Source organism: Methylobacterium sp. Gmos1, from assembly GCF_053764715.1.
This window is the reverse complement of record NZ_JBSNCC010000040.1, coordinates 1-17,921: the sequence shown is the minus strand read 5'-3', so window position 1 is coordinate 17,921 and position 17,921 is coordinate 1. Positions and strand designations below refer to the sequence as shown.

16 protein-coding genes are annotated in these 17,921 nt (G+C 65.0%); 7 read left to right on the top strand and 9 right to left on the bottom strand.

The annotated features are described in order from the left end of the window. On the top strand, window positions 1-1,175 hold a 1,175-nt coding region (locus tag ACS5PV_RS32120), incomplete at its 5' end, for a type IV secretory system conjugative DNA transfer family protein (protein WP_455399372.1). Here the strand turns inward: ACS5PV_RS32120 and ACS5PV_RS32115 are convergent. Continuing rightward, entirely contained in the window at window positions 1,169-2,608 is a 1,440-nt protein-coding gene (locus ACS5PV_RS32115) for a hypothetical protein (protein WP_455399371.1), read from the bottom strand. The two genes, ACS5PV_RS32120 and ACS5PV_RS32115, sit on opposite strands and share 7 nt — an antisense overlap. Window positions 2,609-2,737: 129 nt before the next feature. On the opposite strand from ACS5PV_RS32115, the gene ACS5PV_RS32110 reads away from it, so the two are divergent. Then, window positions 2,738-3,532: a hypothetical protein gene (locus ACS5PV_RS32110; RefSeq protein ID WP_455399370.1), complete on the top strand. Its 795-nt coding sequence runs from the start codon at window positions 2,738-2,740 to the stop codon at window positions 3,530-3,532. Window positions 3,533-3,628: 96 nt separating this feature from the next. Here the strand turns inward: ACS5PV_RS32110 and ACS5PV_RS32105 are convergent, their stop codons facing one another. After that, window positions 3,629-4,045 (bottom strand): hypothetical protein, encoded by a 417-nt coding sequence (locus ACS5PV_RS32105; protein ID WP_455399369.1) that lies wholly within the window; start codon window positions 4,043-4,045, stop codon window positions 3,629-3,631. 120 nt (window positions 4,046-4,165) lie between these two features. Between ACS5PV_RS32105 and ACS5PV_RS32100 the strand changes: the two genes are divergently transcribed. The 3 genes from ACS5PV_RS32100 (at window position 4,166) to ACS5PV_RS32090 (ending at window position 6,111) form a co-directional block, all read left to right on the top strand. Then, the gene (locus ACS5PV_RS32100; protein ID WP_455399368.1) at window positions 4,166-4,546 is read left to right on the top strand and encodes a hypothetical protein; all 381 of its coding nucleotides are present in this window, start codon (window positions 4,166-4,168) and stop codon (window positions 4,544-4,546) included. An 81-nt stretch (window positions 4,547-4,627) separates the two neighbouring features. Continuing rightward, window positions 4,628-5,062, top strand: a complete 435-nt coding sequence (locus ACS5PV_RS32095; protein WP_455399367.1) for a hypothetical protein — start codon at window positions 4,628-4,630, stop codon at window positions 5,060-5,062. A gap of 26 nt (window positions 5,063-5,088) precedes the next feature. Further along, window positions 5,089-6,111, top strand: a complete 1,023-nt coding sequence (locus ACS5PV_RS32090; protein WP_455399366.1) for a tyrosine-type recombinase/integrase — start codon at window positions 5,089-5,091, stop codon at window positions 6,109-6,111. Window positions 6,112-6,315: 204 nt separating this feature from the next. Here the strand turns inward: ACS5PV_RS32090 and ACS5PV_RS32085 are convergent, their stop codons facing one another. From ACS5PV_RS32085 to ACS5PV_RS32060, 6 genes are all read right to left on the bottom strand, one after another. Further along, window positions 6,316-7,152: an ABC transporter ATP-binding protein gene (locus ACS5PV_RS32085; protein ID WP_455399365.1), complete on the bottom strand. Its 837-nt coding sequence runs from the start codon at window positions 7,150-7,152 to the stop codon at window positions 6,316-6,318. Window positions 7,153-7,392: 240 nt separating this feature from the next. Continuing rightward, on the bottom strand, window positions 7,393-8,676 hold the full coding sequence (locus ACS5PV_RS32080) for an ABC transporter substrate-binding protein (RefSeq protein ID WP_455399364.1): 1,284 nt from the start codon (window positions 8,674-8,676) through the stop codon (window positions 7,393-7,395). A gap of 328 nt (window positions 8,677-9,004) precedes the next feature. Further along, window positions 9,005-10,078, bottom strand: coding sequence for a branched-chain amino acid ABC transporter permease (locus ACS5PV_RS32075; protein ID WP_455399363.1), 1,074 nt, complete (start codon window positions 10,076-10,078; stop codon window positions 9,005-9,007). After that, window positions 10,078-10,971 (bottom strand): branched-chain amino acid ABC transporter permease, encoded by an 894-nt coding sequence (locus tag ACS5PV_RS32070; RefSeq protein ID WP_455399362.1) that lies wholly within the window; start codon window positions 10,969-10,971, stop codon window positions 10,078-10,080. The genes ACS5PV_RS32075 and ACS5PV_RS32070 overlap by 1 nt, the downstream gene beginning before the upstream one ends. 13 nt (window positions 10,972-10,984) lie before the next feature. Continuing rightward, on the bottom strand, window positions 10,985-12,919 hold the full coding sequence (locus ACS5PV_RS32065) for an AMP-binding protein (protein ID WP_455399361.1): 1,935 nt from the start codon (window positions 12,917-12,919) through the stop codon (window positions 10,985-10,987). Then, on the bottom strand, window positions 12,916-13,725 hold the full coding sequence (locus ACS5PV_RS32060; protein ID WP_455399360.1) for an ABC transporter ATP-binding protein: 810 nt from the start codon (window positions 13,723-13,725) through the stop codon (window positions 12,916-12,918). The genes ACS5PV_RS32065 and ACS5PV_RS32060 overlap by 4 nt, the downstream gene beginning before the upstream one ends. 194 nt (window positions 13,726-13,919) lie before the next feature. Between ACS5PV_RS32060 and ACS5PV_RS32055 the strand changes: the two genes are divergently transcribed. Further along, window positions 13,920-14,573, top strand: coding sequence for a TetR/AcrR family transcriptional regulator (locus tag ACS5PV_RS32055; RefSeq protein WP_455399359.1), 654 nt, complete (start codon window positions 13,920-13,922; stop codon window positions 14,571-14,573). Between the two features lie 449 nt (window positions 14,574-15,022). Next, window positions 15,023-16,699, top strand: coding sequence for a methyl-accepting chemotaxis protein (locus tag ACS5PV_RS32050; protein ID WP_455399358.1), 1,677 nt, complete (start codon window positions 15,023-15,025; stop codon window positions 16,697-16,699). A gap of 12 nt (window positions 16,700-16,711) precedes the next feature. On the opposite strand, the gene ACS5PV_RS32045 is transcribed toward ACS5PV_RS32050, so the two are convergent. Next, complete coding sequence (locus ACS5PV_RS32045) at window positions 16,712-17,191, bottom strand: hypothetical protein (RefSeq protein ID WP_455399357.1); 480 nt, start codon at window positions 17,189-17,191, stop codon at window positions 16,712-16,714. Between the last annotated feature and the right edge of the window lie 730 nt (window positions 17,192-17,921).

Here is a 17,921-nt window from a genome sequence, read left to right as displayed (position 1 = left end):
ACCCGGATCTCCAACGCTGCCTCCTCACCCACCATCCGGGCCTCCTCCCGCAGAAGGAGCCCAGCCTACGGCCTGGGTCAGGATTCAATCGGCGACTGGGTCAGTTTCACATCGGCGGCTACAACGGGACGCGCTACGACCCACTCGGCATCCTGCAGCCGGACTCCATCCACTTCGGCGGCCAGATAAAGCGGCTTTGTATTTCACTGATGCCTGACCCTGCCGACCCAAAAGGGGAGCATTTTGTCAGGTTTTCCCGCCTCTGGGTGGGCGGAGTTATCGCACAGATGGTCCGCTATCGGCGTGAAGAAGCCTCATTCTTCAACTGCATCATGAAAGCGACCTGCAAAGGTGAGGAGTTAAAGTCGCTCCTCGAAGAGATGGAGCACAACCCCGACCCTGTCGTGCAACTTGGTGCGCGGGCTTATTTCGGCGTCGCGGGAGGTGAGCGTGCTAGCTACATGACCACAATGGCGACCCATCTGGAAAACTTTATGTCCGTGCCGCTCTGCATGATTACGAACCCGGGCGAGGATGAGGCCAAAGCCTTTATTATGAAGGCGGACGGTTCCGGCATCGATCGGGGTTGGACCTTTGAGCAGGTTTTCCGGGACTCGACGCCTACAGCCTTTATCGTAAGAGGAAGTGATAGCGCGGTCACCGGCGCCTTCCTACGGTTGCTCATCACCAACGCTTACGAAACACGGAAGCGCATGATGGGTGAGGGCTTTGTATTCAAACGGGCGTTCTGGGCTTATCTCGATGAGGCGCCCACGGTCGGCAAGTGCCAGGCCGTGGTTGAGATGAACGACCTGATGCGGAAGGCGCTGATGCGGGTCTGCCTCTTCTTCCAGACCTATCAGCAGCTGCAAAATACCTATGGCGACAAAGCCGAAACGCTCTTTGCAAGCTGCACCCTTGTCGTCTGCGGCATCGCCCAGGACCATCGACTATACGAAGTCATCAGTCGAACCATCGGGCACCAGAAAGTCCAAAAGACTACGATTACTTCCGGAAATGGCGGCCAAAGTATCAATGTGTCAGAGGCGTGGGAGCGCACCTCAACACCCGAGCGTATGCGGCAGCACAATGACAAGTGGACGATATTGATGGACGGCGGGCAGGTGGAGCTTAACCCGCCCTATTGGGACAAGAACGGGCGCCGCTATTACTGAAGAGTATGCCCGAGGTGCTGGTAGTGTTCCTGAAGCTGGCGCTGATGCATCATCTTCAGGTACTGGTTTCCGCCCTCAAGCCGTTTTAAAGCGGCTTCGGCCTGCTGGTCGGTTATAGCCCCATTGAGCCACGACTGATAAACGTCGGCGGGTTCTACGCCCCTCAGGGCCTCGTCGCGGGCCAGGGTGCTGATCTCGATCAGCGCGTTCAGGTCGCTGATGTTGCCGACCTTCATCCCGAACAGCTTGCGGTCGTGCGCCTCGATTTTCCGGTGCACCTCCCACGCCGTGCGCTCGCGGTAGGTGGCGTGCGTCTCCAACTGCGCCGCGCTGGTCCTGCGCCGGGCAAGCTCCACCTCTGTGGTGTGGATCATCGCGTCCAGTTCGTTGGCCCGTGCCCGCGCAGGGCTGTCCCAGCCAAGCACACGGAATCCGTCGCCCTGCTGGCGGACGATGCCGCGCTGACGGCGTAGGTCCCCAAGCTCGTTCTCTGCCGTGGTCACGTCCAGTTTGGCGCTCTCGGCCGCCTTCTGGGCGTTCACCATGTCGGTGTGCTCGATGGCGTAGGATTCCCGCAGGCGCAGGTGCGTCTGCCGGTCCGCCTCGATGCGCTCGATGTGCTTGCCGCTCTCGTGGGCCGCCCTGATTTGGTCCACCAGCGTGAGTGGCCTGGCGATGCTCTGCCCGTCGTCCTCGTCGGCCATGGCTGTCTCTTCCGCATGCGTCTGCGTGCGGGCGTGGGCCTCTTCGGCTGGTTCGTCCAGCTCGTGAATGGGGGCGTCTTGGGGTAGGTCGGTTATAGATGGTTTATCGGAGTCATCCGTAAACTGGGGTAAACTCTCTATAACCCGCTCCTGAGCCGCTAACTCCATCTCCGGGATGTGCTGCTGAAGCTCCATCTCGTGTTGAAGCTCCTTCATCGTCCGCATATCCACGCGGAACGTGTACTCCTGCTGCTGAAGGATTTCGTTGGCTACCGACACAAACTCCTGCCGAAGGCGCTTACTGCTGCCTCGGTCAGAGGTACGAAACACCCGGCGCCCGGACCAGGCACACTCATCCACAAAGATGCAGTGCGCGTGCGGGTTTACGGTCCCATCCTTGAAGTTCTGGAGAGCGAAAAAATAGGGTCCGCGACCTTTTCCGATGCGTTGCAAAAATGTCCTTGTTGCGGCAACGGCATGGATTTGTTTCATGCCAACTGGGAATATCAATGCAAATTTGTCAATAACGCGACCATTCTTTCGAATGTTCTTTTCTCTTTTGTTGAAATAGTCTTGAGCCTCCCAGTAGTTGCCTGGGATGATGTAGCTTTCGACGTAGTCTGTTGCGCTTTTGCGACAAGCGTAACGATAGTGTGCAGCGGCAGTCCCTTCGGCTTGCGTGCTCTTTCCCACCTTGGTGTGTTTGATGAAGGCGGTACGGAGTTCCACGGCCCAGCTTAGCCCGGTTTCGGAGGGTTGGGCCAGAATTCCATATCTTGCCCTATTGGAGTGACCCTACCCCCTGACCTGAGAACGAGCACCTGAGCTGAGGGGGCAAGTGGGGGCGGGTCGTGTCCCGTGGCCATGCCTTGGATTCGCACTATGGGTAAAAAGCTTCCGATTGGTGATATCGTTTACCCTATTGACCCGCAGCGCTGGATAGATAACGGCCTATTTGAGAACCAAGCATGGAAGCCATGGAATAAGGATATTGCTAGAGCAGAATGGCTGAAATTATGCGGCCCTACTATATCAACCGATGAATTTATCGCAGCCTCATCGCGGGAAACGGCAAAGCTCGCAGCCAAGTTCGCGGAAGATGCCTTTCTTGAATGGAGCGAGGAAGAGGTACAGGATTGGTTAAGAGCTTTGATCGCCAAGTTTCCGAGGCTAACACCACTCTCAAGGAAGCGTTTGGTCCGCCTTGAAGCAGCTTTAATGATTGCGGCTAGTTTTGACCGCTTGGACATTGTTACTCGGCTTAAAAAATCAAAAGCGTGGCTAGAGGATATAGAGATGCGATTGCGTCTTGGTGAGCTTCCTATGGACCTTTGTGTAACAGGCAACACGAATCCCATATTCCATCAATCGTGCGTCCTCATAATGTGGAATACTATGTACAATAGAAAGCCCGCCGACGGTGGGGTTTGGACAGTTCCAAAGCTTAAGGAAGCTATTCTTTGGCGACTTCCCGATGGCACTGTACGCAAAGCCACGCTGAAGGAAACTTGGACGCTCAAGCGGCTGGTCGAGGACAAGGAATTCAGAGACGGTTTTTTTCCGCGATTGAAAAACCCTTTAGATATCAGCGGTATAAAGGCGTTTTCATCCCTGTTCGATCAATCGAAAAAACCCAAGAAAATCAGTCGATGACCAAGGCAGAGCCATTTGACGGCTCTAGCATCAAAGCTTTGAATAGCCCCGTCGCCATCACGGCGTCGGGAGAAATCCGAGATGTCCCACAAACACTTACGTGCAGCCGATTGGCTGCGCGGTCGGGAAAGCGCGGCCATAATCCGCCCGCATACCGAAACCATCCGGTACGTCGATAACACCGACGTGGAAGGTATCCGCATCAGGACCCTTCTTCGTCTCCATGGTGACAACCAAGGCTTCCGCCTCAGCATCGCGGGCCGGGTCCGGCAGGGAAAGCTGAAGCGGTACACTCATCACCTGGGTCATCACGGTGCCGTGGTTCGCTTCAAGATTCCCGGCCAGCCGCACCACCACGGCTTCTTCACCATCATGAACGGCCGGGTCGTCTATCTCGGCGATGCGCCGCCGCCGTCCAAAGAACCCGGCTGGGTTCGGATTACTGAGCGGCATACCCGCACCATGACCTTTACCCAAACCCGGACATTCCGGCGGTGAAGCTTTTAGCTTCACTCATCAAACTCATCGCCCAGCTTTACCTCGCAATCTTCTCCATCACCGTCAGTTGCTTTCAGCTGCTGGCGAACGGGGTCGGCTGGGCGGCTTCCAGAACCCAACCCAAGGGAGTTCGTCATGGCTTCCGAAGCCAAAGGCAAATCCACGCTCGACCTGTCCGACGCCGTCGCCGCCGTCGCGGTCGCTGCCGGGCTTAACTACGCCCTCGTCCAGTACGGCACCCGGCCCTGGGTCTACTGCCTCGGGCGGGAGGTGGCGGAGTTCACCGGCATCACCGCCTGGTACGGGGCGATCACTTTCATGACGGCCCTGCTCGCCCTCGGGGTGGGCTGCACCAAGGGGTTCACGCACAGCATCAAGTTCCTGGTGCTGCTGGCCTTCCTCTGTGTCCTGCCGGAGTGGCTGGACCGTGGGTTCCGTCTCGGCGGGACGTGCCAGCAGGTCACGGCACCTCCGGCCCCGGCCAAGGCGCCTCCAGCCGCAGAGCGCGTGCCCTGATTCGCTCCCTCTTGCAGACTGGATTGAGTCACTGTGACTCAGTCTAGTCTTCACCAGAAATCCGCTACACTGGAGGATGTCGTGATTGATCCGACAAAAATCCCCGACGAAGTCAGGGAAAAACAACTGGAAGGGATGCTGGAATACCTGAAGCTCGGGAAATACCAATCCCTCAGCGAAAAAGAAGCCATGGCCTACGTCCGGCCGAACGTGAACAACCCGGAGGACCGGACCTGGCTGAAGCGGAATAGGGATCAGGTTCCTCACCATTACGTCGGAAAGAGCTGGGTCTACCTCGGCATGCATATCGCTCACTTTAGATTGTATGGAGCAAAAGCATGGCTGCTGTACGGGGGAAGCCCGCCGGAAGAAGCAAGTACGATGAGCGAGAATATCGCGTCGGAGAGTTCTGGCTCTCCCAACGGTCAGGAAGCCAGGCATGGTATCGGACCTGGTACGATAAAGGGGCCGAGCAAACCCGCCGCGCTAGCCTCGGCACTACGGACTTTGAGGTAGCCCGGCAGAAGCTCGATGAGTGGTGGATGGCTGAGCGGCTGAACCATAGCCGCCAGCTCGCCCCCGGTGAGGTGACGCTGGCCGAGGTGTTCAAGGAGTACCACGAGAACCACGGGGCGAAGCTGCGCAGCGCGGGGACCATCAAGATCCTGCTGCGCTACTGGCTCGAGTTCTGGGGGGCGGCCACGGTCTCGGACGCGCGGGACATGCCGCGTCAGGAACAGTTCCGCGCCTTCCTGGAAGCGAAGGGGTTGCGGCACAACTCGGTCAACCGAACCCTTGAGATCGGCCGGGCGGCCCTGAACCGCGCTCACCGCCGGGGCATCATCGCCACGGTCCCGCACATCCACTGCCTCAAGGTGGAGAATGTGCGGCCGATGGGCGACCCGCTGACCGTTGACCAGCTGCGCCGCCTCTACTGGCAGGGGAGTGAGGAGCCGCATTTCCGGCTGTACATCCTGCTCGCCCTTGGGACCGGTGGCCGGCCGGAGGCCATCACCACCCTGACCTGGCCACAGGTGGACCTTGAGCGCGGCATCATCAGCCTGAACCCTGAGGGCCGGAAACAGACCTCCAAGCGGCGCGCTACCGTCAAAATCGGCCCGGCGCTGGTGGAGGTGCTGAAGGCGCTCCCGCAGGACACGCCCCGGGTCATCATGTTCCGCGGTCGGACCATCGGCCGGATGGTGCACGTCTGGCCGAAGGCGCGGGAGCGGACCAAGCTGAAGGGGAGGGTGAACGCCTACAGCCTGCGCCATACGGTCGCATCGTATCTGCGCGAGATGGACGTGTCCCCGTGGGAGGCCGCGAACTTCATGGCGCACCGGATGGGCGGGTACTCGATGACCGAGCGCTACACCCACATGTCGCCCAGCTACCAGAAGAACGCGGCGACGGCGCTGGACGGGCTGATACGGGCGGTGCTGGCGGACCCCCTGCCTTATGAGGGCAAGCAGGTGAAATTCACCAGCGCTACCAGCCGGGCGGCGAACGAGGCGCAGAAGGCTGCTCGTTCCAATTCCGTTCCACGCGAAGGGCTAAGTGGTTGATGCCGACGCGTAGAGCGTTTGAGGACCGACCAGATCCGCTACCGGCTCTGAGGAGCCGATCGATAGCGTCGATCGGGTGCCAGAGGCGAGAGATTGGTTCGATCGGCCTCGGCCGATCTCCATACCCGCCGGGTCATTCCGGGCTCCGCTGCGCGGCCCCGGAATCACATCGACAGTGTCCGGCGCGTCGAGTGGAACAGACGCTCAGATCCACCGCTTGCGCCGCTTGAAGCTCTTCAGATTGCGAAAGCTTTTCCTCTGGTCGCCGGCGCCGCCGAGGTAGAACTCCTTCACGTCCTCGTTGGTGCGCAATTCCTCGACGGTGCCGTCGAGCACCACCTTGCCCTGCTCCATGATGTAGCCGCGGTCGGCCACCGAGAGGGCGGCGCGGGCGTTCTGCTCGACGAGCAGGATGGTGACGCCGAGATCCTGGTTGATCTGGCGGATGATCGAAAAAACCTCCTTCACCAGGAGGGGCGAGAGGCCCATCGAGGGCTCGTCCATCAGGATCAGGCGGGGGCGGGCCATCAGCGCGCGGCCGATCGCCAGCATCTGCTGCTCGCCGCCCGAGAGGTAGCCCGCCGCCCCCGTGCGCTCCTTGAGGCGCGGGAAGTAGGTCAGCACCCGCTCTAGGTCCTGGCCGATCTCCTTATCGCGGCGCGAGAAGGCGCCGAGGCGCAGGTTCTCCATCGGGGTCATGTCGGCGACGATGCGGCGGCCCTCCATCACCTGGAAGATGCCGCGGCGCACGATCCTGTCGGGCTCGATGCCGTCGATGCGGGCGCCGTCGAACACGATCTCGCCGCGGGTGACCTCGCCGTCCTCCGAGCGCAGCAGGCCCGAGATGGCCTTCAGCGTCGTCGACTTGCCGGCGCCGTTGGCGCCGAGCAGCGCGGTGATCGAGCCCGCCGGCACGTCGAGGCTCAGGCCCCGCAGGACCAGGATCACGTCGTCGTAGACGACCTCGACGTTGCGGAGGCTCAGGAGGGGAGCGGGCGCGGCGTCGGGGGTGGGGCGCTCCAGGGTCATGACCTGCGACATCGGGCGGCTTTCGTTTCAGCGAGATGCGACGTCGGACCCTACCCCAGCTGCGGGGGAGGGTGGTCCCTGCGGCAGCAGGGGCCGGGAGAGGGGCGGCGCGACGCTGATCCAGGTAGCGCCCGTCATCATGGTCGCGACATCTCCGGAAGCGGCGTCCCCTCTCCCGCCCCGCGTTCGCGGGGCACCCTCCCCCGCAGAGGGGGAAGGGTTCAGAGGCGGGTCACCCTTTCAGGAGAGGCCTCACCACCCCTGCCACTCGCTCTTGCGCGGCAGCGTCACGGTCTTGACCGGCTCGAGCTTGATCGTGCCGGCCTTGATCAGGTCGGGCAGCGCCCCGTCGGTGGGACCCGAGACCTTGGCGCGGTAGATGTGCACCTCCATCATCCCGCGATGGTCGGTGGGCGACCAGGTCGAGGGGACGCAGACGCCCTCCATGCCGGCGGGCACCCAGTCCTTCTTCTGGTAGAAGCCTTTGCGGACGTTGGGACCGGCCAGACCCCCGTTGTCCTTGGCCCAGGCCAGCGCCTCGGTCATGTAGAGCGCGGCGCAGATGCCGGTGTAGTAGTGCACCGGCCGGTAGGCGGTGCCGGCGGCGTCCGACACCTTCGAGATCTCGGCCGCCATCGCCATGCCGGGCGCGGTGCTGCCGCTCACCGCCGCGGTGCGGACGGGGAAGACGACGCCGTTCGCCGCCTCGCCCGCCGCCTTGGCGGCGTTCTCGTCCATGCCCCAGACGTTGCCCATGAACTGGATGTCGGTGCCGACCGACTTGCAGGACTTGAGCAGCGAGATGTTCGACCCGCCCGTGTTGCCGAGATAGGCGTAGTTCGCGCCCGCGTTCTTGGCGGTCAGGCACTGGGCGGTGTAGTCGCCGGGCGCGAGCGCGAAGACGATCGCCGGCAGCACCTCGAAGCCGAGGTCCTTGGCCATCGCCTCGCCGGCTTCCTTGGGCGAGTTCGGGTAGGGGTGGTTGCCGCCCATGTGGACGTATTTCGGCTTGCCGGTCTTGCCCTTGGCCTTCCAGTCGTCGGCGGCCCACTGGAGCATGGCGCGCAGCGCGTCGGAATAGCTCGGCCCGTAGAAGAAGTTGTAGGGGGCGGCCTTGGCCTTGCCGCTGGCGCCGGTCGGGTCGCTCACCTGCGCGGCGTACGAGCCTGAGATGTAGGGGATCTCGTCCTTGGTGACGAAGGCCGACAGCGCCTCGGTGTCGGCGGTGCCCCAGCCCTGGATCGCCGCGACCTTGTCGCGCCCGCCGGTCCACTTCTTGTAGAGCGCGACGGCGCGCGGCACCTGGTAGCCGTAATCGACCGACTCGACGTTCATCTTCTCGCCCTTGATGCCGCCCTTGCGGTTCACGTAGGCGAGCGCGTCGGCCACCCCTTGGGCGTAAGGGACGCCGACATCGGAGGTGGCGCCGCTCTGGTCGGCGAGGTGGCCGATCGGGATCTCGGCGGCCAGCGCCGGCAGGCTGAGGGCGAGGGCGGCGGCCGAGGCAAGGGACAGGCCAAATGATAGGCGAAGCATGGGTTTCCTCCGGTAATGGGCTGGTTCGCCAGCCTCGTCGATGATGGTCACGGTATACGACGGAGAGTGATGGCCAAGCCGGTTCTTCGTGATCCTCGCCCTTTCCCGGACGACTGAAGCGTCAGCGGAAGGAGATCCGGGATCCAGCACAAAAAGTCGCGAAGCGTCCTTGTGCCTGCAACGTTGCAAATCAGAGCCGCTTCGCGGCACTTCTTCTGCTGGATCCCGGATCTCCTTCCACTTCGTTTCAGTCGTCCGGGAAAAGGGGGAGCTTGTCGCGAGCAGCCTGCCCAGTACGGCCGAACCTCCCCTCGTTTTCCCGATGATGTCAGTGCGAGAACGGATACAGCTTCCAGTACGCCTTGATCTGGCGCCAGCGGTGGGCGAGCCCGTCGGGCTCGAACATCAGGAACAGCACGATCACGAGGCCGATCGCCATCTCGCGCAGGAAGGACAGGTTGTCCTTGAGCGCCAGCGCCCGGTCGAGGGAGGAGCCGCGGACCGCATCGGTGAGCCAGCCCATGGCCTCGGGCACCAGCACCATGAAGGCGGTGCCCATCAGCGTGCCCATGATCGAGCCGAGGCCCCCGATGATGATCATGCCGAGGAACTGGATCGAGAGCAGGATCCCGAACCCCTCGACGGAGACGAATTGCAGGTAATGCGCGTAGAGCGCGCCGCCGATGCCGGCGAAGAAGGCCGAGAGGCCGAAGGACAGGGTGCGGTAGCGGGTGAGGTTGATCCCCATCATCTCCGCCGAGAGGTAGTGGTCGCGCACCGCCACCAGCGCCCGGCCGTCGCGGGAGCGCATCAGGTTGGTGGCCAGCACGAAGGTCAGCACCAGGTAGGCCAGCACGACGTAGAAGTAGCGGTGGTCGGTGTCGAAGGCGAACCCGACGATCGAGAAGGCCTCGGCCGCCGTGCCGGCCACCCCACCGGTGAACCAGTTCGCCCGGGCGAAGAAGTCCTGGAGGATGTACTGCGCGGCGAGCGTCGCGATGGCGAGATACAGGCCCTTCAGCCGGGCCGCCGGCAGACCGAAGATCAGGCCGATCGCCGTCGTCATCACGCCCGCGAGCGGGATCGCGAAGAAGACCGGGATGCCATAGTTGTTCGACAGCCAGGCCGAGGCGAAGGCGCCGAAGCCGAAGAAGGCGGCATGCCCGATCGAGATCTGCCCGGTGAAGCCGACCAGGATGTTCAAGCCCAGAGCCGCCACCGCGAAGTAGCCGATCTGGATCAAGAGGCTCAGCCAGTAGCGGTCGAGGACGAGGGGCGCGAGGCAGAGCAGCGCCAGCCCCGCCCAGACCGCGTAGCGGCTGCCGGCGGTCGGGAAGATGGTGGTGTCGGCGGCATACGTCGTGCGGTAGTCGCCGGCGGGGATCAGACTCTGGGTCGCCATCAGACGCGCTCGATGTCGCGGGTGCCGAACAGGCCGTAGGGCTTGATCATCAGGATCACCACCAGGACGTAGAAGGGAACGATCTCGTAGAGGTTGCCCCAGTGCAGGTACTGGCCGTCGACGTACTGCGCGACGTTCTCCAAGACCCCGATGACGAGGCCGCCGATGACCGCGCCGACGACCGAGTCGAGCCCGCCGAGGATGACGGCCGGGAACACCTTGATGCCGTAGAGCGACAGCGCCGACGAGACGCCGTTGACGATGCCGACGACGATGCCGGCGACCGAAGACACCACCGCCGAGATCGCCCAGGCGAGGGCAAACACGTTGCGCACCGAGATGCCGAGCGATTGCGCCACCTGCTGGTTGAAGGCGGTGGCCCGCATCGCGAGCCCGTGCTTGGAGTAGCGGAAGAACCAGGCGAAGCCCGCCATCATGGCGACCGAGATGCCGAGGCTCATCAGGTACACGGTCTGGATCTCGAGCCCGAGGAACGACACCGACTGCGTCTGGAAGATCGGCGGGAACGGCTGGGCGAACACGCCGAACAGCCACTTGCACAGCGCCTGGAAGAAGATCGACAGGCCGATCGTCACCATGATGACCGAGATGATCGGCTCGCCGATCAGCGGCCGCAGCACCACCACCTGGAGGGCGATGCCGAAGACCAGCATGAACGCGAAGGTGACCGCCATGCCGACCAGGAACGGCAGCTGGTAGGTGGTGAGCAGCCACCAGCACACCCAGGCGCCGATCAGCAGGAACTCGCCTTGCGCGAAGTTCACGACCTGGCTCGCCTTGTAGATCAGGACGAAGCTCATCGCGACCACCCCGTAGAGGGCGCCGACGATCAGCCCGTTGACGACGAGCTGGAGCAGCAGATGGGTGTTCATGGCCTCAAGGCCCCTATTCGGCGGCGGCGAGGGTGGCGGGGGAAGCCGTGAGGTCGATCACCGGCAGGGTGGTGCGGATGCGCTGCGTCGTGCCGTCCTGGAACCGGATCACCGTGTCGACCCGGTAGCTCGGCGCACCGGCATAGATCGTGTCGATCAGGTCGGCGTATTTCTCGTTGATGACGCCGCGGCGGACCTTGCGGGTGCGGGTCAGTTCGCCGTCGTCGGCGTCGAGCTCCTTGTAGAGGAGCACGAACTTGGCGACGCGCTGCACGTCGGTCAGGCCCGCATTGACCCGCTCGACCTCACGGCGGATCAGCTCGATCACCGCCGGCTTCGAGGCGAGATCGGAATAGGTGGTGAAGGCGATGCGGTTCTTCTCGGCCCACTTCGCCACCACCGCGTAGCGGATGCAGATCAGCGCCGCCAGGTACTCGCGCCCGGCGCCGAGGATCACGGCCTCGGCCACGTAGGGCGAGAACTTCAGCTTGTTCTCGATGTATTGCGGCGAGAAGCGCTCGCCATGGGCATTGACGGCGAGATCCTTGATCCGGTCGATGACGACGAGCTCGCCCTTCTTGTCGACGTAGCCGGCGTCGCCGGTGTGCATCCAGCCCTCGCGCACGTCGCTCGGGGCGTTCGGATCGGCCTTGTAGTAGCCGTGGAACATGTTGGCGTGGCGCGCCAGCACCTCGCCGATGCCGTTGCGGTCGGGATCGAGCACCCGGATCTCGATGCTGTCGTCGAACGGTACGCCGACGGTGTCGAAATCGACGGTTTCGCCCCGGTGCAGGGTGTAGGCGCCGAGCGTCTCGGTCTGGCCGTAGAGCTGGCGCAGCGGCACGCCCATGGCGCGGAAGAACCGGAACGTGTCGGGCCCGAGCGCCGCCCCGCCGGTCGCGGCAGACGTCAGCCGCGTGAAGCCGAGCCGGTCGCGAAGGGCCCGGAACAGCAGGGCGTCGGCGGCGCCCGAGCGCTTGCCCTGGTCGAGGGCGGAGAGCCCCATCCTCATGCCGCGCTCGTAGAGGGCGCGCTTGAAGGGGGAGGCGTCCATCATCCGGGCGCGCACGTCGGCGGCGACCGCCTCCCAGACCCGGGGGGCGAACAGCACGAAGGTCGGGGCGATCTCCCGGAAATCGTGCATCAGGGTGTCGGCATCCTCGACGAAGTTGACCTTCATGCGGGAGAGGAGCGCCTGGCCGAGCGCGTAGACCTGCTCCATGATCCAGGGCAGCGGCAGCACCGAGACGTAGTCGTCGTCGGGCCCCTTCGGGTCGGCGGCGAGGTAGCGGGCGCAGTGGCGAAGCACGCGGCCCCCGCTCAGCATCGCGAGCTTCGGCCGCGCCGTGGTGCCCGACGTGGTGCACAGGATCGCGACCGCCTCGGCTTCCGTCGCCTCGACCATCCGGTCGTAGAGGCCGGGATCGGCAGCGTGCCGGGCCTCGCCCCGGGCGGCCAGGGTCTCGGCCGAGATCAGGCGCGGGTCGTCGTACTTGCGCATCCCGCGGGGGTCGCAGAACACGATGTGGCGCAGGCTCGGCACGCCGTCGGCGAGGTTGAGGAGCTTGTCGACCTGCTCCTCGTCCTCGGCGATCACGACCTTCGCCCCGGCGAAGGCCAGGAGATACTGGACCTCGTCCTCCAGTGCGTCGCGGTAGAGGCCGAGCGACAGGGCGCCGAGCGCGTGGGCGGCGATCTCGCCCGCCACCCAGTCGGGCCGGTTGTCGCCGATCAGCCCGACGACGTCGCCGTTGTCGATGCCGAGGTCGGACAGGCCGAGGGCGAAGGCGCGGGTGCGGGCGTGGTACTGGCCCCAAGTCGTCGGGCGCCACAGCCCGAAGATCTTTTCGCGCAAAGCCACCTCGTGCGGGTGCTCGGCGGCGTTGAGGCGCAGGAGCTTCGGGAAGGTGTCGGCACGCCGCGCGCGCTCGGAGAAGTCGGTCGTCACGACGCGGCCCTCGCCGGCTCGGCAACCGAGGGCTCCTCGTCCTCCTCGCCGAGATAGGCCTTTCGCACGTGCGGATCGGCGAGTACCGCCTCGGGCCGGCCGAGCGCGATGCGGCGGCCGAAATCGAGCACCATGACGCGATGCGAGATGTCCATGACCACGCCCATGTCGTGCTCGATCATCACGACGGTCATGCCGAATTCCTCGTTGAGATCGACGATGTAGCGGGCCATGTCCTCCTTCTCCTCGAGGTTCATGCCGGCCATCGGCTCGTCGAGGAGGATCAGCTTGGGCTCCAGCGCCATGGCGCGGGCCAGTTCCACCCGCTTGCGCAGGCCGTAGGAGAGGGTGCCGGCGGGGGCCTTGCGGTAGGCCTGGAGGTCGAGGAAGTCGACGATCTCCTCGACTCGGCGGCGATGCGCCAGCTCCTCGCTTTGGACGCCGGGCAGCCAGTAGAGCGCACCGGTGACGAAGTTGTTGCGCATCAGGTGGTGGCGCCCGACGAGGATGTTGTCGAGCACGCTCATGTGGTGGAACAGCGCGAGGTTCTGGAAGGTGCGGCCGATGCCGAGCTTCGGGCGATGGTTCGGCGTCGCCTTGGTGATGTCGCGGCCGTCGAGCAGGATCTGCCCTTCCGACGGCCGGTAGCGGCCCGAGATGCAGTTGATCATCGAGGTCTTGCCGGCGCCGTTGGGGCCGATGATCGAAAAGAGCTCGCCCTTCTCGACCGCGAAGCTGACATCCGTCAGTGCCTTCACGCCGCCGAAACGCAACGAGATCTGGCGAACCGCGAGGGTTTCCGCCACGCCTGATCCTCCCCTGAGGATGGCGGCCGCGCTCGTGTCCGGCGCTGCTCTGCCATTCTGGGATGCCGGGTATGCGTCCCGGTCATCCGCGATGAAAATACGTTCGACTGTTTTTTTCCGAGCGTCAAGTGCTACACTGGGGCGACGAAAGTCGTGGGGCGGGGGAGCCCCTCGGGGACAGGGTTAGGGACAGCATGGCGCGTATCGCAGGCTCGTCGGGACCGCGGACCGAGGAGGCCATCCGGCGGGCGGGGTTGAGCCTGATCGCCACCCATGGCTACGCCGCGATGAGCCTGCGCCAGCTCGCCGCCGAGGTCGGCATCCAGCAGGGCTCGCTCTACAACTACTTTCGCAACAAGCAGGAATTCCTGTTCGACCTCATCCGCGGGCACATGCTCGACCTGCACGCCGCCCTCGACGCGGCCCTGTTGCCGGAGGGGACCGGCGAAGAGCGGCTGACCCGCTTCACCGAGTTCCACGTCGCCTACCACGTCGCGCGGCCGCAGGAGGTGTTCATCTGCTACTCCGAGCTGCGCAGCCTGGAGCCGGACAACCTCGCCGCGGTGGTGGCGATGCGGCGCGACTACGAGCGCAAGCTCGGCGACATCCTCGACCACGGCTGCGCCACCGGCGAGTTCCGGCTCGCCGATACCCGCATGGCGACGCTGGCGATCCTCGCGATGCTGTCGGGCATCTGCACCTGGTACAAGCCGGAAGGGCGGCTCTCGACGGCGGCGTTGCAGGAGATTTTTACCGGCATGGTGCTGGCGCTCGCCCGCGGCGGCGAGCCGGCGGCGGTCGCGGTGGCGCCGCGGCGGCGGGGGGCGTTGCGGGCGGGGGTCGGTTGAGCAATCTCCCGCGAAAGGCACGCCCATCCGTCGAAGGCGACACGCTTGAAAATGGTGCTGTGTATCTCCGCCACATGCACAGATGCGATCGGCAAGCTGAAGGAAGATCGTAGGCCACTTCCCCCTTTCCCGGATCTCCTTCCACTTCGTTGCAGTCGTCCGTGAACAGGGATTGGCGTGCAATGGAACGTCCACCCGTCGGACCTACGCGTTCGCGACTGTCGTGCACCGTTTCGTACGGCCGTCGCGCACGGCTTCAGGATGTCGGGCGATGGCCGGATCAAGACCCGGCCGAACGCCCGGCGGTTATCGTCGATGCCGTATGGTCAAGATCTTCGCGATCGATTCTAAATCGTTCCAAACGCTAACAATGTATACCGGCCGTTCACGAATGTAGATCTAGGTCCGGCGGAGCATCCGGCGAGGACCGGATCCGGAGCGGCTGTCCCATGTTCGTGCTCACCCTTCCCCGCAAGTTCGCCCTGCTGATCGCGCTCGCGACCTTGAGCCTTGTCGCCCTGGGCGGGATCGCGCTCAACTACCAGTACGAGGCGATGCTGGCGCAGCGCATCGAGCGCATGGCGCTCATCACCGAGGCGGCGGCCAACGTCATCGAGCGCTACCGGCAGAAGGCGGAGAAGGCTGAGATGAGCGAGGCGGCGGCCCGGGAGGCGGCGCTCGCCGACATCGCGGCGATGCGGCACGGGCGCGACAACTACCTGTTCGTCAACGACGCCACCGGCACGGTGATCGCCCACCCCTCCGCCAAGGTGGTCGGCCGCAACCTGATGGGCGTGACCGATGCGACCGGATTTCGCTACGTCGCCGACGTGATGCCGCGGGCGGCGCGGGATGGCGTCGCGACGTTCCGCTACACCTGGGTTCCGGAGGGCGCGAGCGCGGCGGTGCCGAAGATCGGGCTGTTTCGCTACTACGCGCCCTTCGGCTTCTCGATCGGCGTCAGCGAGTACGTCAGCGACCTGCGCGAGATGATCGTCGCCCAGGTCGAGCGCCTCGCGGTCGCCGGCCTCGTCATCCTGCTCGTCCTCGGCGGCGTCTCGCTCATGATCGTTCGCTCGGTGGTGCGGCCGATGGAGTCCTTGCGCGCCGTCATGGGCACGCTCGCGCAGGGACGCACCGACCTCGCGGTGCCGGAAGCCGGGCGGCGCGACGAGGTCGGGGCGATGGCCCGCGCCGTGCTGGTGTTCCGCGACAACGCGATCGAGCGTGAGCGCCTGCGGGGCGAGAGCGAGGCCGAGGAGTTGCGCCGGATGCGCCGCGCCGCGTCGCTGAACGAGCTGATCCAGGGCTTCGAGGCCTCGATCACCGGGGTCGTCGCCACCGTCGCCTCGGCCTCGGGCGAGCTGCGCGGCACCGCCCAGACCATGACCGCGACCGCGACCCAGACCGCCACGCAGTCCACCGCCGTAGCAGTTGCCGCCGAGGAGGCCGCCTCCAACGTCGAGACGGTGGCCGCGGCAGCGGAAGAACTCGGCGCCTCGGTCCAGGAGATCGGCCGCCAGGTCGACGGCTCGGCCCGCCTCGCGCACGCCGCCGTTGCGGAAGCCGGGCAGACCGCGCATCAGGTCCGCGCGCTGACCGAGGCCACCGCCCGCATCGGCGACGTGGTTGGGCTGATCTCCTCGATCGCCGCCCAGACCAACCTCTTGGCGCTGAACGCCACGATCGAGGCGGCGCGTGCGGGGGCGGCGGGGCGCGGCTTTGCGGTGGTCGCCGCCGAGGTGAAGGAACTCGCCGGCCAGACGGCACGGGCGACGGAGGAGATCACGAGCCAGATCGCGGCGATCCAGGCCTCGACGGGTCAGGCGGCCGGCGCGATCGGCCAGATCACGGCGCGGATCGAGGAGATCTCGGGCGTCGCGACCTCGATCGCCGCGGCGGTGGAGGAGCAGGGCGCGGCGACGCAGGAGATCGTGCGCAACGTCAGCCAAGCCGCGGTCGGCACCGGCGAGGTGACGGGCAACATCGCGGGCGTGGCGGGCGCGGCGGAGGAGACGGGGGCCGCGGCGAGCCAGGTGTTGGCCTCGGCCACCGAGCTGTCACGCCAGTCCGAGCGCCTCTCGGCCGAGGTGTCGCACTTCCTGGCGCAGGTCCGGGCGGCCTGACCGGCCGCCCCGTCAGGCCTCGAACACCACCTCGAGGTGGACCGGGAACGGCGTGGCTTGCGTGTCGATGCGGCCGCGCGCGCCGTTGGCGCGGCGCAGGGACGGGCGGGCGAGGAGGGGCTTGAGCAGGCCGGGCAGCGTCGCGCGGTTGAGATGCGCGCCGAAGCACAGGTACGGGCCGTGGCCCCACAGCATGTAGGTGTCCCACGGCCGGTCGGTGCGGAACCGGCCGGGCCGGGGCACCGCCAGGGGGTCGAACATCGCCGACAGGTTGGCGGCGAACACCATCGTGCCCTCCGGGATGCGGCGGGCGCGCATCGCCCGGCGGTAGATCACCGGCTTGAGCGGGCGAAAGCGCAGCGCCTCGAACACGTGGGCGGCGAGGCCCGCCTCGTCGCCGGCCTGCGCCGCCGCCTGGGCGCCGGCGAGTGCCGCCGGCCGGTCAAGCAATTCGTCGAGGGCCAGGGTCGCGGCGGCCGAGGTCGTCGGCAACCGGCGCTGCCCGGCGAGCCGCGCGCCGACCGGGCCGCTGCCGCGCAGGAGCGCCGCGGCGGCGTCCCCGCCAGCAGGAGAAGGGCGCCGAGCCCCCGTCCGACGAGCAGCAGGCGCCGCCAGAGCACGACCGGGGGGTGAGGAGCCACATGACGGACGGCCTCTTGGGATTTCTCGTTGGTGTGGATGCCGGTTCGTCGAAGGTGCGCGGCACAATCAAAGACCTGGAGCGCTGCCTGATCGCAGCGCCACGATAGACGATGCCGGCATATGGCGAAGCTTTGGCCCGGATCAGACTCGTTGGTCAGTCATCGCTTCCGCTTCTCCCCCTTTCCCGGACGACTGAAACGAAGTGGAAGGAGATCCGGAATCCAGCCGTAAGACTCGCCGCGAAGCGGCTCTGAATATTGGACCGCTGTAGACTCACGGACGCTTCGCAATTTTTTTCGCTGGATCCCGGATCTCCTTCCGCTGCCGCTCTATTCATCCGGGAAAGGGGGAGAAGCGGAAACGGAATATCTCCCCGGTAGATCTCGGCTAATTCCAATTCTGGCGGTGTGGAATTTTATATTTGCCGTGTATGGTGTGGCAGGGCGACCGAGCAACACTCTAGAGCGTGTTATGAACTTATGACGTAGCGTGGGCGTTGAGGGGTATGAGCGCCGATCGCCCCGCCTACCCGTCCGACGTGTCCGATGAAGAATGGGCGCTGGTGGCGCCGTACCTGGCG